This window comes from Variovorax sp. dw_308 (assembly GCF_019207085.1).
In the GTDB taxonomy this organism is placed as follows: Bacteria; Pseudomonadota; Gammaproteobacteria; order Burkholderiales; family Burkholderiaceae_C; genus Variovorax.
Map to the genome: position 1 here is coordinate 123,284 of NZ_JAATOM010000005.1, position 15,523 is coordinate 138,806.

A 15,523-nucleotide genomic window follows, 5' to 3' on the forward strand; every position below is an offset into this window, starting at 1 on the left:
CCTTCCACGCAGGTCCCGCCATGAGACAGCTTCGGCGAACCCCACGGGGAGCAAGTGTCAGGTCCTTGGCACGATGATCACCGGCACGCGCGACGCGCGAACCATCTTGGCGGCGTTCGAACCCAGGAACACGCGCTGCAGCGCGCCGAGCCGGCTGGAGCCGAGCAGCATCAGCTCGCCCTCCAGCCAATCGACGGCCGCGAGCGCTTCTTCCCAGTTCGCACCAACGCCGATCGCCGTTTCCACCGGATAGCCCGTCACCGCGATCTGCGCCCGCACCGCATCGAGCGCGGCTTGCGCCTGCGCCGTCCACCGTTCGAGGATGGCGAACTCGAGTTCCGGCCCGAAGCGCGACGGAAAGGCCAGCCGGTCGCGCACCGCGAAGCTGGCGATGCGCAGCGGGACCGTCAGTGCGCCGGCCAGGCCCAGCGCATGCAGCACCGTGCTGCTGGCGCCTTCGGTGCCGGAGAAGCCGATCGTCACGCGGGTCGGCGGCGCGGTCGACGCAAAGCCTTGCGGCGCCACGGCCACCGGTCGCGACGACATGTGCAGCAATTCATCTGTCACGTCGCCCAGCAGCAGGCGCCCGACCGCGTTGCCGCTCGCCGAGCCGAGCACGATGAGGTCGGCGGCCTCGCGCTCGGCCGCCTGCGTGAGGCCGACCGTCGCGGACTTGGCGGCGATGCGCTCGTAGCGCACGTTCGGCGCATCGCGCAGGATGGCGCGGGCGCTGTCGAGCAACGCGGTCGCATGCTCGTCGACGAAGCGGTTGTAGTCCTGGTCGACGCCAAGGGACGAAGGGCCCCAGCTCTCGGGCGCCACCACGCACACCACGAGCGTGGTGCCGCCGTGCGCGGCGATCGACCGGGCCAGGGCCAGGGCGTCCTGGCCGCCCGTGTCCTGGGTGTAGCCGACGATGACGGTCTTCACGCCTGCTCCCTTCGTGTCGCCGCGCGCGCCAGGTTCGAATGCCGCATGCCGTAGCCGAAGTACGCCACCAGCGCCACCGTGATCCAGCTGAAGAACACCACGTAGGTCGCGTGCGACAGGTCCTTCAGGATGTAGCAGCAGGCCGCGATGCTCAACCCGGGGATCAGGTAGGGCCCCAACGGCAGGCGGAAGCCCTGCACCGTCGATGCGGCCTTGAGCCGCGCGCGCACCACCGGCACGCTCGCCGACACCGCCATGAACGCGACCAGCGTGCCCATGCTGACCATGTCCCAGAGGTAGCTGGAGTCCACCGTCCCGGCCACGATCGCCACGCCGATGCAGACGTAGACGATGTTGTTGACCGGGGCGAGGGTGCGCGGGTTGACCTGCTGGAAGGTCCTGGGGATCAGCCCGTCGCGGGCGATCGCGAACAGGATCCGGGTCTGGCCGTAGATGGCGACCAGCGTCACGCTGAACACCGAGATGACGGCGCCGGCGGACAGCACGACAGAAGGCCAGCCGTGGCCGGTGACCTTCTGCAGGATCACCGCGAGGCCGGCTTCCTGGTGGGCGAACTCCGATGCCGGTTGCGCACCCAGCGCCGCCATCGCCACGATCACGTAGCCGGTCATCACGATGATCAGCGCCAGCACGATGCCCAGCGGCACGTTGCGCTTGGGATTGCGCACCTCGGCGCCGGCGGTCGAGATCGCGTCCAGGCCGATGAACGAGAAGAACACCGTGCCCGCCGCGGCGGTCACGCCCTTCATGCCCGCCTCGTTGAAGAAGGGCGTGAAGTTGTCGGCCTTGAAGGCGGTCAGGGCGACTACCGAGAAGAAGATCAGCACGGCCAGCTTGAGCATCACCATGATCGCGTTGGCGGTGGCCGATTCCCTGGCGCCGCGCAGCAGCAGCAGGCCGCAGAGCCCGACCAGGATCACCGGCGGCAGGTTGAACTGGTCGGTATGGATCTCGAGCCCCTGCTCACCCAGCACCAGCATCGGGCTGCGCAGGGCCTCCGGGATCGGCACGCCGACCAGGTTGACGAGGAAATTGTTGAGGTACCCCGACCAGCCGATGGCCGTGGCGCTGGCCGACAACGCGTACTCGAGCATCAGGCAGGCGGCGACGATGAAGGCGGCGAACTCGCCCAGCCCCACGTAGGCATAGGAATACGAGGAGCCCGAGGCGGGAATGGACGCGGCCAGTTCGGCATAGCAGAGCGCCGTCAGCCCCGCCGTGAAGCCGGCCAGCAGGAAGGCCAGCAGCACGGCCGGCCCCGCCTTGGGCACGGCCTCGGCCATGACGAAGAAGATACCGGTGCCGATGGTGGCGCCGACGCCCAGCATCGTGAGCGAGAACAGCCCGAAGGAGGGCGCGAGGCCGGCGCCGCCGTGCGCGCCCTGCTCACCCGCATCGCCATCGATCCCCTTGGTCCGGAGCAAATTCTGGATCAAACCCATGATGTGTCTCCCAATCGTTTTTCTGGTGTCGTCTGCAATGTGAAAGGCCCCGAATGCAGGGGCCGATGGTACGAAAGCGCGGGGCGCATGCCGACCCGCACGCGCGATGCGTTCCAGCCGGGGATCACTGCACGACCGGGAAGCCGGTGAATTCCTTGACCGTCTGCAGTTCGGTGCTGGTCACGATCCGGTCGATGCCCAGGCCGACTTCATCCAGCCACGCATTGGTGAGGTTGCGGTAGTGCGTGAGGTCGCGGCAGCCCAGGCGCAGCAGGTAGTCGTAGCGGCCGCTGACCAGCCAGCAGCCCACCACCTCCCGGCAGGCGCCGATGTGCCGTTCGAAACGCTGCACCGTGGCCTGGCGCTGGTCCTTCAGCGTGACTTCGGCGAACACGGCGACGTGCTCCCCGAGCGCCGCCCGGTTGATCTGCGCGCGGTAGCCTTCGATGATGCCTTCCGCCTCCAGCCGGCGCACCCGGTTCAGCGTGGCGCGGGCCGACAGGTGTACCGCCTCCGAGAGCGCCTGCATGCTCTGCCGGCCGTCGGCCTGGAGCAATTCGATCAGGAGCCGGTCGACGCGGTCGAAAGACGCCATCAGAGTGTCTTCACGGCTCCGAGTTGCCGCACGATCTGCTGCGCGATGTCGTTCTGCATGTCGCGGTAGAGCAGGTTCTGCTCGGTTTCTTTCGCGAGCGCATTGGTTTCGTTGTACGTGATGTCGCGCGATTGCCGGATCTCGCCGGCGCTGATCAGTTCCTTGCCGGCCGGCGTGCGCAGGCGGAAACGCACTGTCAGACGCAGCGTCAGTTCGCGCACCTGGCCGGCCGAGGTGGTGGACAGCACCAGCGACTCGCGCGGTTCGGCCAGGATGTCGAAGATCACGTCGGCCGTCTTCGCGTCGGCCTCGGGCACGACGACGACATTGCCGGCGGCCTGCAGGTTGCGCCGCAAGCGGATCGCCACCCACGAGGTGCCCATGACCGCGATGGTCTTGAACGCGAAGTTGGGCGCCTTGCGCAATTCGAAACCGCAGCCCGCCAGCGCGAAGGTGGCGCCCAGCAAGAGGCTGCGGCGGTTCATGCCGGCAACACCACCAGAGCGGCCTAGCCCTGTCGTCGGCGTTGCCCCATCGAAGCAGGTTGGCGTAGCGGCACGAAGCTTGGGGGCGCTCGCCATCACACGACCACGTTGACGAGCCGGCCCGGCACAACGATCACGCGCTTGACCGCCGCGCCCGGCGCGAACTTGACGAAGTCGTCGCTGGTCACGGCCAGCTTCTCGATGTCCTGCTTCGAGGCCGCCGAGGGAACGCGCACCGCGCCGCGCAGCTTGCCGTTGACCTGCAGCATCAGCTCGATCTCGTCCTGCTCCAGCGCGCCGGCATCGACCTTGGGCCAGGCCGTGTCGAGCAGGTCGCCGTGGCCGTCGCGGTAGCCCAGTTCCTTCCAGAGTTGCTGTGCGATGTGCGGCGTCGCCGGGTAGAGGCAGCGCAGCAGGATGCCGAAGCCCTCGCGTACGGCTGCTGTGTCGCCCACGTTGCCGGGTTGCGGCTTGAAGCCTTCCAGCGCGTTGAGCAGCTTCATCGCGCCCGACACCACCGTGTTGTATTGCATGCGCTGGTAGTCGTAGTCGATCTGGCGCAGCACGGTGTGCACCTCGCGGCGCAGCTTCTTCGCCTCGGCGCTGTAGCCCGTCGCGGCCTTCGCGCCCATGACGTCGGCGGCCATGTCATGCAGGCCCACGCCGAAGTTCCACACCCGGCGCAGGAAGCGGTAGCTGCCTTCGACGGCGGCATCGTTCCATTCGAGCGTGGCCTCGGGCGGCGCGGTGAACATGGTGTAGAGGCGCGCGGTGTCGGCGCCGTACTTCTCGATCAGGTCCTGCGGGTCGACGCCGTTGCGCTCGGTCTTGCCCATCTTGCCGACGCCGCCGTATTCGACAACCGTGCCGTCGGCCAGCGTGCCGCCGGTGATGCGGCCCTGCGCGTCGACCACCGGCGTCACATCGGCCGGCGGGTAGTAGTCCTTGCCGCCCTTCTCGCCGCGGGTGTAGTAGATGTGGTTGAGCACCATGCCCTGCGTGAGCAACTTGCTGAAGGGCTCGTCGACCGTGACCAGCTTCAGGTCGCGCATCACCTTGGTCCAGAAGCGCGCATAGAGCAAATGCAGGATCGCGTGCTCGATGCCGCCGATGTACTGGTCCATCGCCATCCAGTACTTGGCGCCGCCGTCGACCATGGCGTTGTCGCTGTGCGGGTCGCAATAGCGCATGAAGTACCAGGACGAGTCGACGAAGGTATCCATCGTGTCGGTCTCGCGCCGCGCGGGCTTGCCGCAGACGGGGCAGGTCACGCCGGCATGGAAGCCCTCGTGCTTGTTCAGCGGGTTGCCGCTGCCGTCGGGCACGCAGTCGGTGGGCAGCACCACCGGCAGGTCCTTCTCGGGCACGGGCACCGCGCCGTGCTCTTCGCAATGGATGATCGGGATCGGCGTGCCCCAGTAGCGCTGGCGGCTCACGCCCCAGTCCCGCAGGCGCCAGGTGGTCTGCTTGTCGCCCAGGCGCTTGAGTTGCAGCGCGTGCGCCACGGCGTTGACCGCCTCTTCGTGGCGCATGCCGCTGAAGACGTCGGAGTTGATGGTCACGCCGTTGGTCTTGTCGGCGTACCAGTCCTGCCACTTCCTGTAGTTGAAGTGGGGTGCGTCGTCGTCGATGATCACCTGCAGGATCTCGAGGCCGTACTTGTTGGCGAAGGCGAAGTCGCGCTCGTCGTGCGCAGGCACGCCCATCACGGCGCCGTCGCCGTAGCTCATGAGCACGTAGTTGCCCACCCACACCGGGATCGGTTCCTCGGTGATCGGGTGGTGCACGAAGAGGCCGGTGGCCACGCCCTTCTTCTCCTGCGTGGCGAGCTCGGCCTCGGTCGTGCCGCCACTCTTGCATTCCTCGATGAAGGCAGCGACCTTGGGGTTGGTCTTTGCAGCATGCAAGGCCAGCGGATGCTCCGGCGCGACGGCGCAGAAGGTCACGCCCATGATCGTGTCGGCACGCGTGGTGAACACGTACATGCGGCCGTCCTGGATCAGCTTGCCGCCGGCATCCTTGATGTCGTGCGGGAAGGCGAAGCGCACGCCGCTGGACTTGCCGATCCAGTTCTCCTGCATCAGCTTGACGCGCTCGGGCCAGCCGGGCAGCTTGTTCTGCGTGTGCTCGAGCAACTCCTCGGCGTAGTCGCTGATCTTCAGGTAGTAGCCGGGGATCTCGCGGCGCTCGACCGTGGCGCCGGTGCGCCAGCCCTTGCCGTCGATGACCTGCTCGTTGGCCAGCACGGTCTGGTCCACCGGGTCCCAGTTGACGACCTGCGTCTTGCGGTAGGCGATGCCCTTCTCCAGCATCTTCAGGAACAGCCACTGGTTCCACTTGTAGTAGGCCGGGTCACAGGTGGCGATCTCGCGGCTCCAGTCGATGGCCAGGCCCATCGCCTGCAGCTGCTCCTTCATGGACGCGATGTTCTCGTAGGTCCATTGGGCCGGCGGCACGCCGTTCTTCAGCGCCGCGTTCTCGGCGGGCAGGCCGAAGGCGTCCCAGCCCATCGGCATCAGCACGTTGTAGCCGCTCATGCGCAGGTAGCGCGTGAGCATGTCGTTGATGGTGTAGTTGCGCACGTGGCCCATGTGCAGCCGCCCGCTGGGGTACGGCAGCATCGAGCAGGCGTAGTACTTCTTCTTTTTGGTGTCTTCGGTGACGCGGTAGGCGTCTGCGGCACGCCAGTCGGCCTGGGCGGCAGACTCGACGTCGCTGGGGGTGTAGCTGGGGTTCATGGCATTCGCTGGAACCCGGCGCCAGGCGGCCGGGGAAGGCGATTATCGCGGCTGGAGGGGTGCCAGGGCCGAGGCTCGGGCCTTTTGAGGGAAAGCGCGACCTTCAGGGAGGGGTTGACACGCCTTTTGCGCCTTCGCGACAAGGGCCGGCGCAAGGATAAGTGCCGCTACCGTTCCACTTCGAAGCGCACGATCCGCACGCTGCCGGGACCTGACGATTCGTTGCGGCTGCCCAGGCTGATGACCAGGCCCAGGCCTTCCAGGAACGCGCGTTCCTCGGTGTCGGCGCCAGCGTCGCCTGACCGGCAAGTCAGCCCGATGGCCCGGCCCGGGATCGAGGAAAGGATCGCGCTCGCCTCGTACGCCGCCTTCACCTTGCAGGTGGTGGTCGTCTTCTGGCGCGCATCGGCAAAGGATCGCGCTGGAACGTCGCGCTGTTCGGTGGAGAGCAGGATGTCCTCGCCCGGCGGCAGGCTGGCCGGCAGGGAGGCCGCAAGCCCGCCGACGAGCAGCACGCGGCCGTCGGAAAGGCCGTTCATCCGCGTCTTGAGCGGCACAAGGCCCGCCAGGCCGAGCCGCTGCACGTTGAACGAAGGGTCGTAGGTTTCCCGCGTGCGCAGCAGGCCGTCCGGCTGCGCTTCCACCTCGACGGTGTACGTGGTCTCCGAGTCATGCTTCGACGGCTTGGCCGCCACGGTGTAGCGCAGCTTCCTGAACTTCGGCGTCCAGAGGTCCTTGCCGGCGCGCGCGGCATCGAGGCTCGCGCGCACCCCGGGCGGCACCTCCACTTCATCGAACAGCGCGGGCCTCAGTTGCACGGGGTAGTCAGCCGGGTCGATGTCGGGGCGAACCTCCTGCAGCAGTTCCGCATTGACGCCGCCCTGCAAGCGGCAACTCACGCGCGTCAGGTTCCTGCGCCTGCCATCAGGTTCGATCAGCAATGCGCGCTCGGTCCTGGCGTAGCCGGGCGGGGTGCGGGCCGGCACGTCCACCGGCAGCCAGCGAAAGCCCAGCACCTTGATCTCGGTGCGCGCATAGCCGCCCGCATCGCTGGGGCGCAAGCGACCGCCCTGGTAGGCCAGCGGGCCGAGCCTGTTGTAGACCGCATCGACGTCACCCTCGACCAGGAAGCCCCAGCGGTAGGACAGGCCCGCGCTGCCGAGGTCCGCGGCTTCGTCGAAGTACGAGACCGCCTTCATCCCGCCGATGTCCGCAGGCGTGCGGAACGCCACCTCGTTGAGCCCGGCCGGCTTGCGGTCGGGCGCCCTCGGCCAGCTTCGGTCGCCGCGGGCTTCGAGCGGAACGATGTGGCTCCAGGCCGCGGCGTCGCGGTTCAGCGTGCGAAAGAAGCCCGCATCGCACACGCTGAAGTCGGTGAAGCCGTCCTCGATCGCATCGGCTTGCGCAAGCGGGGCCCACGCAAGGCAAACGAATGCGGCGCCCCACGCAACACCCGCACGCGTCACCGCCCTGATGGCATTCACGATCACTTCCACTCCCTGGCCAGCCGGCTCGTTGCTCGAAAGGACGCCATTCTGCGGGATCGCGCAATGCGGCCATGGAATGAATTCACGACTGCGGGGACGGAAGCGAGGTCCCGTGCCATCATGCTGTGCCTTCGCCCGACTGCGGATTTTTCTGCCGAGAGCCTGCCCATGCCCACGCTGCCCGAATCCGAGATCCGCGCGCTGATGCGCGCCGAACATGGCGACCCCTTCGCCGTCCTGGGGCCGCACGAGACGGGCGAGGGCCTCGCGGTGCGGGTGCTGCTGCCCGGCGCACAAGCCGTGGCGGTGATGCATGCGAGTTCCGGCTGGCCGCTGGCCACGCTGGAACGGGCGGCGGACAGCGACCTCTTCCAGGGCCTCGTTCCGGCCGACCCGGGCCGCAGCGGCTACAGCCTGCGGGTGACCTGGGCCGATCACACCTCCGACATCGAGGACCCTTACCGCTTCGGCCAGGTGCTCGGCGATATGGATGTGTGGCTGCTGGCCGAGGGCACCCACCTGCGGCCCTACGAGAAGATGGGCGCGCACATCCGCGAGATGGACGGCGTCAAGGGCGTGGCCTTCACCGTGTGGGCGCCGAATGCGCGGCGCGTGTCGGTGGTCGGCAACTTCAACAACTGGGACGGCCGCCGCCACATGATGCGGCTGCGCAGCGAATGCGGCGTGTGGGAGATCTTCGCGCCGGGCCTGGCGCCGGGCGATGTCTACGAGTACGAGATCCTGTCCTCCAGGGGCGAGGTGTTGCGCAAGGCCGATCCCTTCGGCTTCTCCGCCCAGCTGCGGCCCGACACGGCCAGCGTCGTGCAGCCCTTGCCCGGCGTGGCCGAGGTGCCGGCCGAACGCGCCGCCGCCAACGAGCGACACGCGCCCATCAGCATCTACGAGGTGCACCTGGGCTCCTGGCGCCGCAAGAACAACGGCATCGACTGGCTGGACTACCGCGAACTGGCCGACTCGCTGGTGCCCTATGCGCGCGACATGGGCTTCACGCACATCGAGCTGCTGCCGGTCAGCGAGCATCCCTTCGACGGCTCCTGGGGCTACCAGCCGATCGGCCTCTATGCGCCCACATCGCGCTTCGGCACACCGGGCGACTTTCGCTACTTCGTGGAGACGGCGCATGCGGCCGGCCTGGGCGTCATCCTCGACTGGGTACCCGCGCACTTCCCCACCGACGCGCACGGCCTCGGCCAGTTCGACGGCACCGCGCTCTACGAATACGCCGATCCGCGCGAGGGCTTCCACAACGACTGGCAGACGCTGATCTTCAACTACTCGCGCATCGAGGTGCGCAACTACCTGGTCGGCAATGCGTTGTACTGGCTGGAGCGCTATGGCGTGGACGGCCTGCGCGTCGATGCTGTCGCGTCGATGCTGTACCGCGACTACAGCCGCGAGCAGGGCCAGTGGGTGCCGAACGCCTATGGCGGCCGCGAGAACCTGGAAGCCATCGCCTTCCTGCGCCGCATGAACCATGTGGTGGGCGTCGAGCGGCCCGGCACGATGACGCTTGCGGAAGAGTCCACCAGCTTCCCCGGGGTGACGCGCCCGCCCGAGGACGGCGGCCTGGGCTTTCACTACAAGTGGAACATGGGCTGGATGAACGACACGCTGTCGTATGCCGGGATCGACCCGGTGCATCGCAAGCACCATCACCGCAAGGTGACCTTCGGCCTGATGTACGCACACAGCGAGAACTTCGTGCTGCCTTTCTCGCACGACGAGGTGGTGCACGGCAAGGGCTCGATGATCGGTCGCATGCCAGGCGACGAATGGCAGAAGTTCGCGGGCTTGCGCAATCTCTACGGCTACCTGTGGGCCTACCCCGGCAAGAAGCTGCTGTTCATGGGCTGCGAGTTCGCCCAGCAAGCCGAGTGGAATGCGGACAAGAGCCTCGACTGGCACCTGCTGCAGCACAACGCGCCGAACCAGGGCGTGCATCGCCTGGTGCGCGACCTCAACAACGTCTACCGCCACTTCCCGGCGCTGCATGAGCTGGACTGCGATGGCGCCGGCTTCGACTGGATCGTGCACGACGACGTCGACCAGTCGATCTTCGCGTTCATCCGCAAGGCCAGCGACGGGGCCTTCGTGATCGCGGTGTGCAACTTCACGCCGGTGGTGCGGCATGGCTATCGGCTCGGCGTGCCTGAAGCGGGGTCGTATCGGGAACTTGTCAATACCGACAACGGCGTTTATGGGGGCAGCGGCGTCGGCAATGGGGTGCTGGCTTCCGAAGCTGTTTCGCACCATGGGCGTTCGCAGTCGTTGGTGATGAGCGTGCCGCCGCTGGCCACGGTGATGTGGGTGCTGGAGTGAAGGGGGCAGCTGCATTGAGATTGCCGGTGCGATTGCAGAGCCGGTTGTCTGCGGGGGTGCGGCGGCGGGCGGCATGCGCCGGGCCGGCCGACGTCACCGGCCCCTGCGGGGCTTCCCTGCGCTGCTCGCGGCAGGCGGGGTCCGCGCAAACTCGCCTTCGGCTCAAACAGCGCGCGGCCCTGATCCGCCTGCCGCTGTGCTGCTCGGCGGTGCCTCAACGGCCGGCCCGGCGCATGCCGCCCACCGCCGTGGACGCGATCGTTGAGCATTGCAAGTCTCCGCATCCGCATTTCCGCAAAGAGGGCGCGCGCTTCGATCGCCCCAAGCCCGGTGCGTGGTGTGGGTCGGGCGATCCCTTCTGCGCCGCCGAGCAGCGCAGTGTTTTGCGGATCAGGGCCACGTGCTGTTTGAGCGAAGCGAGTTCACGTGGACCCCGCGAAACGCGAGCAGCGCAGGGCAGCCCCGAAGGGGCCGGTGCAGTAGGGTCGCCCGGCCCGCACCACGCACCGGGCGCTCCGTCCAAAGGGCACTTCCAATAACCGTCAGAGAAGGCACAAAGACATGACGCTACGCATCGGCTGGCCCACCCCGCTGGGCTCGATCCCGTACACCGACGGCGTCAACTTCGCACTCGTCGCGCCCAACGCCACCGCCGTCGAACTCTGCCTCTTCGACAGCACCGGCACGCACGAACAGCAGCGCCTGCAACTCCCCGCCTGCACCGACGGCGTCTGGCATGGACGGCTGCCGCAGGGGCAGGCCGGCCTCGTCTATGGCTACCGCGTCCACGGCCCGTGGGCGCCGCACGACGGCCATCGCTACAACCCCGCCAAGCTCGTGCTCGACCCCTACGCCCGGGAGATCGTCGGCAGCTACGACGGCAGCGACATCTTCTGGGGCCACGACCCCGCGAACCCCCAACAGCCCGATCCACGCGACAACGGTGCGGTCGCCCTCAAGGCTCGCGTGGCATTGCCGCTCGCACCGGCGGCGCCTTCGCGCCCGCGCGTCGAAGCCGGCCAGCGCGTCATCTACGAACTGCACGTGCGCGGCCAGACCCGGCTGCATCCGGAGGTGCCTACCGAATTGCAAGGAACCTACGCCGGCCTCGCCGAACCCGCCGTGCTCGACCACCTGCAGCGCCTGGGCGTCACCACGCTGAGCCTGTTGCCCGTCCAGCATCGCGCCGACGAACAGCGCCTGCTCGGCATGGGCCTCAGCAACTACTGGGGCTATAGCACCATCGGCTGGTTCGCGCCGGAAGCGCGCTACTGGAGCGGCCGCGCCGGCACCACGCCCGCCAGCGAGTTCCGCGCCATGGCCGACGCGATCCACGCGCGCGGCATGGAACTGGTCATCGACGTCGTCTACAACCACAGCGCCGAGACCGACGAACTCGGCCCGACCCTGCAGATGCGCGGCATCGACAACGCCCTCTACTACCACCTGCGCCGCGACGACCGCGCGCTCTACGAGAACTGGACCGGCTGCGGCAACTGCCTCGACTTCAGCCAGCCGCGCGTGGTCCAGCTCTGCATGGACAGCCTGCGCCACTGGGTCATCCAGCTCGGCGTCGACGGCTTCCGTTTCGACCTGGCCACCGTGCTCGCGCGCGGCGCCGACGGCGAATTCGATCCACGCGCCCCCTTCCTCGCCGCCGCCCGGCAAGACCCCGTGCTGGCCGACGCGCTGTGGATCGCCGAACCCTGGGACATCGGCATGGGCGGCTACCGCGTCGGCGAATTCCCGCCCGGCTGGCTCGAATGGAACGACCGCTTCCGCGACACGCAGCGCGCGTTCTGGCTGCAAGGCGGGGTCTCCCGCGGTGAGTTCGCCCAGCGCTTCACCGCCTCCAGCGACCGCTTCCACCACGACGGCCGAGCACCCGGCGCGAGCATCAACTTCGTGGTCGCGCATGACGGCTTCACGCTGCGCGACCTGGTCAGCTACAACGAGCGCCACAACGAAGCCAATGGCGAGCAAGGCCGCGACGGCAGCAGCCAGAACCACAGCAACAACTGCGGTGTCGAAGGCGAGACCGACGATGCCGCCGTGCTGGCCCAGCGCGCCAGGCTGCAACGCGCACTGCTCGCCTCGCTGCTGCTTTCGCAAGGCACGCCCATGATGCTGGCCGGCAGCGAACTCGGCCAGACACAGCAGGGCAACAACAACGCCTATTGCCAGGACGGCCCGCTGACCTGGCTCGACTGGCAGCAGGACGATGGCGGCCTCACCGACTTCGTGGCGCGCGTGCTGGCGCTGCGCCGCGAGGCCGAGCCGCTTCGGCACGCCGGCTGGTGGCCCGGCACGCCGTTCGATGGCGAGCCGGCCTTGCGCTGGCGCACTCCCGAGGGCAGCGACCTGACCCCTGGCGACTGGCAACGCCCCGACACGCCCGCGCTGGCCATCCTGTTCGAAACGCCTGCACCCGCGCCGCAGTGGCTGGTGCTGGTCAACGCCGGAACACAAGCCATCGACTTCGCCCTGCCCCCCGGCAACTGGACCCTGCAACTCGCCAGCGACAACCCGCAAGACACGCCACGCCTACTGGCGGCAGGCGCCAACCTGCCGCCATCGAGCCTTTGGGTCGCAAGAACGTAGCAGCCATTTGGCACGGCCGGTGCTACGCTGACCGCACCTCCAACGCGCATCACAACAACCGGGAGACAACCCATGGACTCGAACATTGCCCAACCGACCCAGCAAGCCCATCAACTGGTCCGCCGCACCATCGCACTGGTGCTGGCTGGCGGACGCGGCTCCCGCCTCAAGCAACTGACCGACCGACGCGCCAAGCCGGCCGTGTACTTCGGCGGCAAGTTCCGCATCATCGACTTCGCGCTGTCCAACTGCCTCAACTCCGGCATCCGGCGCATGGCGGTGGTCACGCAGTACAAGTCGCATTCGCTGATGCGGCACCTGCAGCGCGGCTGGAGCTTCCTGCGGGCGGAGCTCAACGAGATGGTCGACGTGCTGCCCGCGCAGCAGCGCGTCGGCGACGAGCACTGGTACCGCGGCACGGCCGATGCGGTGTTCCAGAACCTCGACATCATCCAGACCCGCTCCACGCCGCATGACTACGTGGTGGTGCTGGCCGGCGACCACATCTACAAGATGGACTACTCGATCATGCTGGCCGACCACGTGCAGAGCGGCCTGGGCTGCACGGTCGGCTGCATCGAGGTGCCGCGCATGGAAGCCGTCGCCTTCGGCGTGATGCACATCACCGACGACCGCAAGGTCACGGCCTTCCTGGAGAAGCCGGCCGACCCGCCCGCCATGCCCGGCAAGCCCGACATCGCGCTGGCCAGCATGGGCATCTACATCTTCGACTCCGAGTACCTCTACAAGCTGCTCGAGGACGACAGCAACAACCCAAATTCCGACCACGACTTCGGCAAGGACATCATCCCCCGCGCAGTCGCCGAGGGCCGGGCACTGGCCCACCCGTTCGGCATGTCCTGCGTGACCCGCGCCACGCGCGGCGGCGACAGCCCGGCCTACTGGCGCGATGTCGGCACCATCGACGCGTTCTGGGCCGCCAACCTCGACCTCGCCTCGATCACGCCCGAACTGGACATCTACGACACCAACTGGCCGATCTGGACCTACCAGCGCCAGCTGCCGCCGGCCAAGTTCGTGTTCGGCGCCGATGGCAAGCCGGGCATCACCTACAACACCATCGTCTCGGGCGGCTGCATCGTCTCGGGCTCGTCGGTGAGCGACTCGGTGCTGTTCTCCGGCGTGCGCGTGCATTCGTTCTGCACCATCACGCAGGCCGTGCTGCTGCCGGACGTGGAAGTCGGCCGCAACTGCCGCCTCAGCAAGGTAGTCATCGACCGCGGCTGCGTGCTGCCGGACGACACCGTGATCGGCGAGGACGCCGCCGCCGATGCCGCCCGCTTCGAACGCACCGAGGCCGGCGTGACTCTCGTCACGCGCGAGATGCTCGCCCGCTTGGCAACGTAAGCCCGTTGCCGATGCGAATCCTCCAGGTCAGCGCCGAGATATTTCCCCTCCTCAAGACCGGCGGACTGGCCGACATCGCCGGTGCGCTGCCGCTGGCGCTGGCGGCAGCCGGCCAGGAGGTACGCGCCTTGCTGCCGGGCTTCCCGGCCATCCTTTCGGGCGTGAAGGGCCTCGCGCCCGTCGCCGACTTCCAGGCGCCCTGGGGCGAGGCGGTCCGCCTGCTCAAGGGCCACATCGGCACCGCCGGCGCACCCGACCTGCCCACCTACGTCATCGAGGCGCCCAGCCTCTACGACCGCCCCGGCAACCCCTACGAAGACGGCAACCGGCAGCCCTATGCCGACAACCACCGGCGCTTCGCCCTGCTCGGCTGGGCCGCCGCACGCATCGCGCAAGGGCTCGACCCAAGCTGGCAACCCGAACTGGTGCACGCACACGATTGGCACGCCGCGCTGGCGCCCGCCTACCTCGCCTTCGCCGACTGGACCGGCCGACCGCGCGTGCGCAGCCTCTACACGATCCATAACCTGGCCTACCAGGGCGTGTTCCCGCCGTGGACCTTCACCGAACTCGGCCTGCCGCACCAGGCCTTCCATCTCAACGGCCTTGAATACCACGGCCAGGTCTCGTTCATGAAAGCCGGCCTCTTCTACGCCGATCGCCTCAGCACGGTAAGCCCGACCTACGCCGGCGAGATCCAGACGCCCGAGCAGGGTTTCGGCCTCGACGGCCTGCTGCGCAGCCGCAGCTACACCCTGCACGGCATCCTCAACGCGGTCGACGACGCCATCTGGAACCCCGCCAGCGACCCGCTGCTCGCCGCGCCCTTCGACGTGCGCCGCCCCGGCGGCAAGGCCGCCTGCAAGGCCGCCCTGCAACAGAAGCTCGGCCTGGCCGCAGCGTCCGACGCCCCCCTCTTCGTCATCGTGAGCCGCCTGACGGAACAGAAGGGCCTGCCGCTGGTGCTCGACGGCCTGGACGCCCTGCTCGCCCAGGGCGGCCAGCTGGCCCTGCTCGGCAGCGGCGACGGGTGGCTCGAAGACGCTTTCCGCCAGCGCGCAGCCGCCGCGCCTGACTCGGTGAGCGTCACCATAGGCTACGACGAGCCGCTTGCGCACCAGTTGTTCGGCGGCAGCGACGTGACGCTGGTGCCCTCGCTGTTCGAGCCCTGCGGCCTGACCCAGATGTACGGCCTGCGCTACGGCAGCCTCCCCTTGGTGCATCGCGTGGGCGGGCTGGCCGACACCGTGGTCGACACCACGCTGGAAGACATGGCCGCCGGCACCGCGACCGGCTTCACCTTCGACGAGTTCAGCGGCGAGGGCTACCAGCGTGCCATGCGCCGCGCCTTCGCCCTGTATGCCCGCCCGTCAGACTGGCGCCGCGTGCGTGCCACCGCCATGCGCCGCCCCGCCGACTGGGGCACGGCCGCCGCGCGCTACATCGAGGTCTACAAATGGGCGTTGAGTTGAAAAAAAGCCAACCCGGCCCCGCTCTTGCTTACAAGAAAGACGAC

General features: G+C 68.2%; 10 protein-coding genes. 4 read left to right on the forward strand and 6 right to left on the reverse strand.

The window, feature by feature from the left end:
• Positions 1-57 precede the first annotated feature (57 nt).
• The 6 genes from HCU76_RS12600 to HCU76_RS12625 all read right to left on the reverse strand — a co-directional run bounded on the left by HCU76_RS12600 (position 58) and on the right by HCU76_RS12625 (position 7,695).
• The gene (locus HCU76_RS12600; protein WP_218509485.1) at positions 58-930 is read right to left on the reverse strand and encodes a universal stress protein; all 873 of its coding nucleotides are present in this window, start codon (positions 928-930) and stop codon (positions 58-60) included.
• Positions 927-2,393, reverse strand: coding sequence for an APC family permease (locus HCU76_RS12605; RefSeq protein ID WP_218509486.1), 1,467 nt, complete (start codon positions 2,391-2,393; stop codon positions 927-929). Before HCU76_RS12605 ends, HCU76_RS12600 begins: the two co-directional genes overlap by 4 nt.
• Before the next feature lie 124 nt (positions 2,394-2,517).
• The gene (locus HCU76_RS12610; RefSeq protein ID WP_213956092.1) at positions 2,518-2,988 is read right to left on the reverse strand and encodes an Lrp/AsnC family transcriptional regulator; all 471 of its coding nucleotides are present in this window, start codon (positions 2,986-2,988) and stop codon (positions 2,518-2,520) included.
• Positions 2,988-3,473 carry an LPS assembly lipoprotein LptE gene (lptE, locus tag HCU76_RS12615; RefSeq protein ID WP_213956093.1) on the reverse strand — a complete coding sequence of 162 codons (486 nt, stop codon included), beginning with the start codon at positions 3,471-3,473 and terminating at the stop codon, positions 2,988-2,990. The genes HCU76_RS12610 and lptE overlap by 1 nt, the downstream gene beginning before the upstream one ends.
• A gap of 95 nt (positions 3,474-3,568) precedes the next feature.
• Entirely contained in the window at positions 3,569-6,211 is a 2,643-nt protein-coding gene (gene leuS / locus HCU76_RS12620) for a leucine--tRNA ligase (RefSeq protein ID WP_218509487.1), read from the reverse strand.
• A 167-nt stretch (positions 6,212-6,378) separates the two neighbouring features.
• Positions 6,379-7,695, reverse strand: a complete 1,317-nt coding sequence (locus HCU76_RS12625) for a hypothetical protein (RefSeq protein ID WP_218509488.1) — start codon at positions 7,693-7,695, stop codon at positions 6,379-6,381.
• 171 nt (positions 7,696-7,866) lie between these two features.
• On the opposite strand from HCU76_RS12625, the gene glgB reads away from it, so the two are divergent.
• The 4 genes from glgB (at position 7,867) to glgA (ending at position 15,479) form a co-directional block, all read left to right on the forward strand.
• Positions 7,867-10,038 carry a 1,4-alpha-glucan branching protein GlgB gene (glgB, locus tag HCU76_RS12630; RefSeq protein ID WP_218509489.1) on the forward strand — a complete coding sequence of 724 codons (2,172 nt, stop codon included), beginning with the start codon at positions 7,867-7,869 and terminating at the stop codon, positions 10,036-10,038.
• A gap of 561 nt (positions 10,039-10,599) precedes the next feature.
• Complete coding sequence (glgX, locus tag HCU76_RS12635) at positions 10,600-12,639, forward strand: glycogen debranching protein GlgX (protein WP_218509490.1); 2,040 nt, start codon at positions 10,600-10,602, stop codon at positions 12,637-12,639.
• Positions 12,640-12,711: 72 nt separating this feature from the next.
• Positions 12,712-14,007, forward strand: a complete 1,296-nt coding sequence (glgC, locus tag HCU76_RS12640; protein ID WP_218509491.1) for a glucose-1-phosphate adenylyltransferase — start codon at positions 12,712-12,714, stop codon at positions 14,005-14,007.
• A gap of 11 nt (positions 14,008-14,018) precedes the next feature.
• Positions 14,019-15,479, forward strand: coding sequence for a glycogen synthase GlgA (glgA, locus tag HCU76_RS12645; RefSeq protein ID WP_218509492.1), 1,461 nt, complete (start codon positions 14,019-14,021; stop codon positions 15,477-15,479).
• The last annotated feature ends 44 nt before the right edge of the window (positions 15,480-15,523 follow it).

Bases quoted from the DNA above. Each gene is read 5' to 3' on its own strand.
- glgA (WP_218509492.1), top strand. From the start codon at position 14,019: ATGCGAATCCTCCAGGTCAGCGCCGAGATATTTCCCCTCCTCAAGACC.
- HCU76_RS12610 (WP_213956092.1), bottom strand. From the start codon at position 2,988: ATGGCGTCTTTCGACCGCGTCGACCGGCTCCTGATCGAATTGCTCCAG.
- glgC (WP_218509491.1), top strand. From the start codon at position 12,712: ATGGACTCGAACATTGCCCAACCGACCCAGCAAGCCCATCAACTGGTC.
- glgB (WP_218509489.1), top strand. From the start codon at position 7,867: ATGCCCACGCTGCCCGAATCCGAGATCCGCGCGCTGATGCGCGCCGAA.
- glgX (WP_218509490.1), top strand. From the start codon at position 10,600: ATGACGCTACGCATCGGCTGGCCCACCCCGCTGGGCTCGATCCCGTAC.
- leuS (WP_218509487.1), bottom strand. From the start codon at position 6,211: ATGAACCCCAGCTACACCCCCAGCGACGTCGAGTCTGCCGCCCAGGCC.
- lptE (WP_213956093.1), bottom strand. From the start codon at position 3,473: ATGAACCGCCGCAGCCTCTTGCTGGGCGCCACCTTCGCGCTGGCGGGC.
- HCU76_RS12605 (WP_218509486.1), bottom strand. From the start codon at position 2,393: ATGGGTTTGATCCAGAATTTGCTCCGGACCAAGGGGATCGATGGCGAT.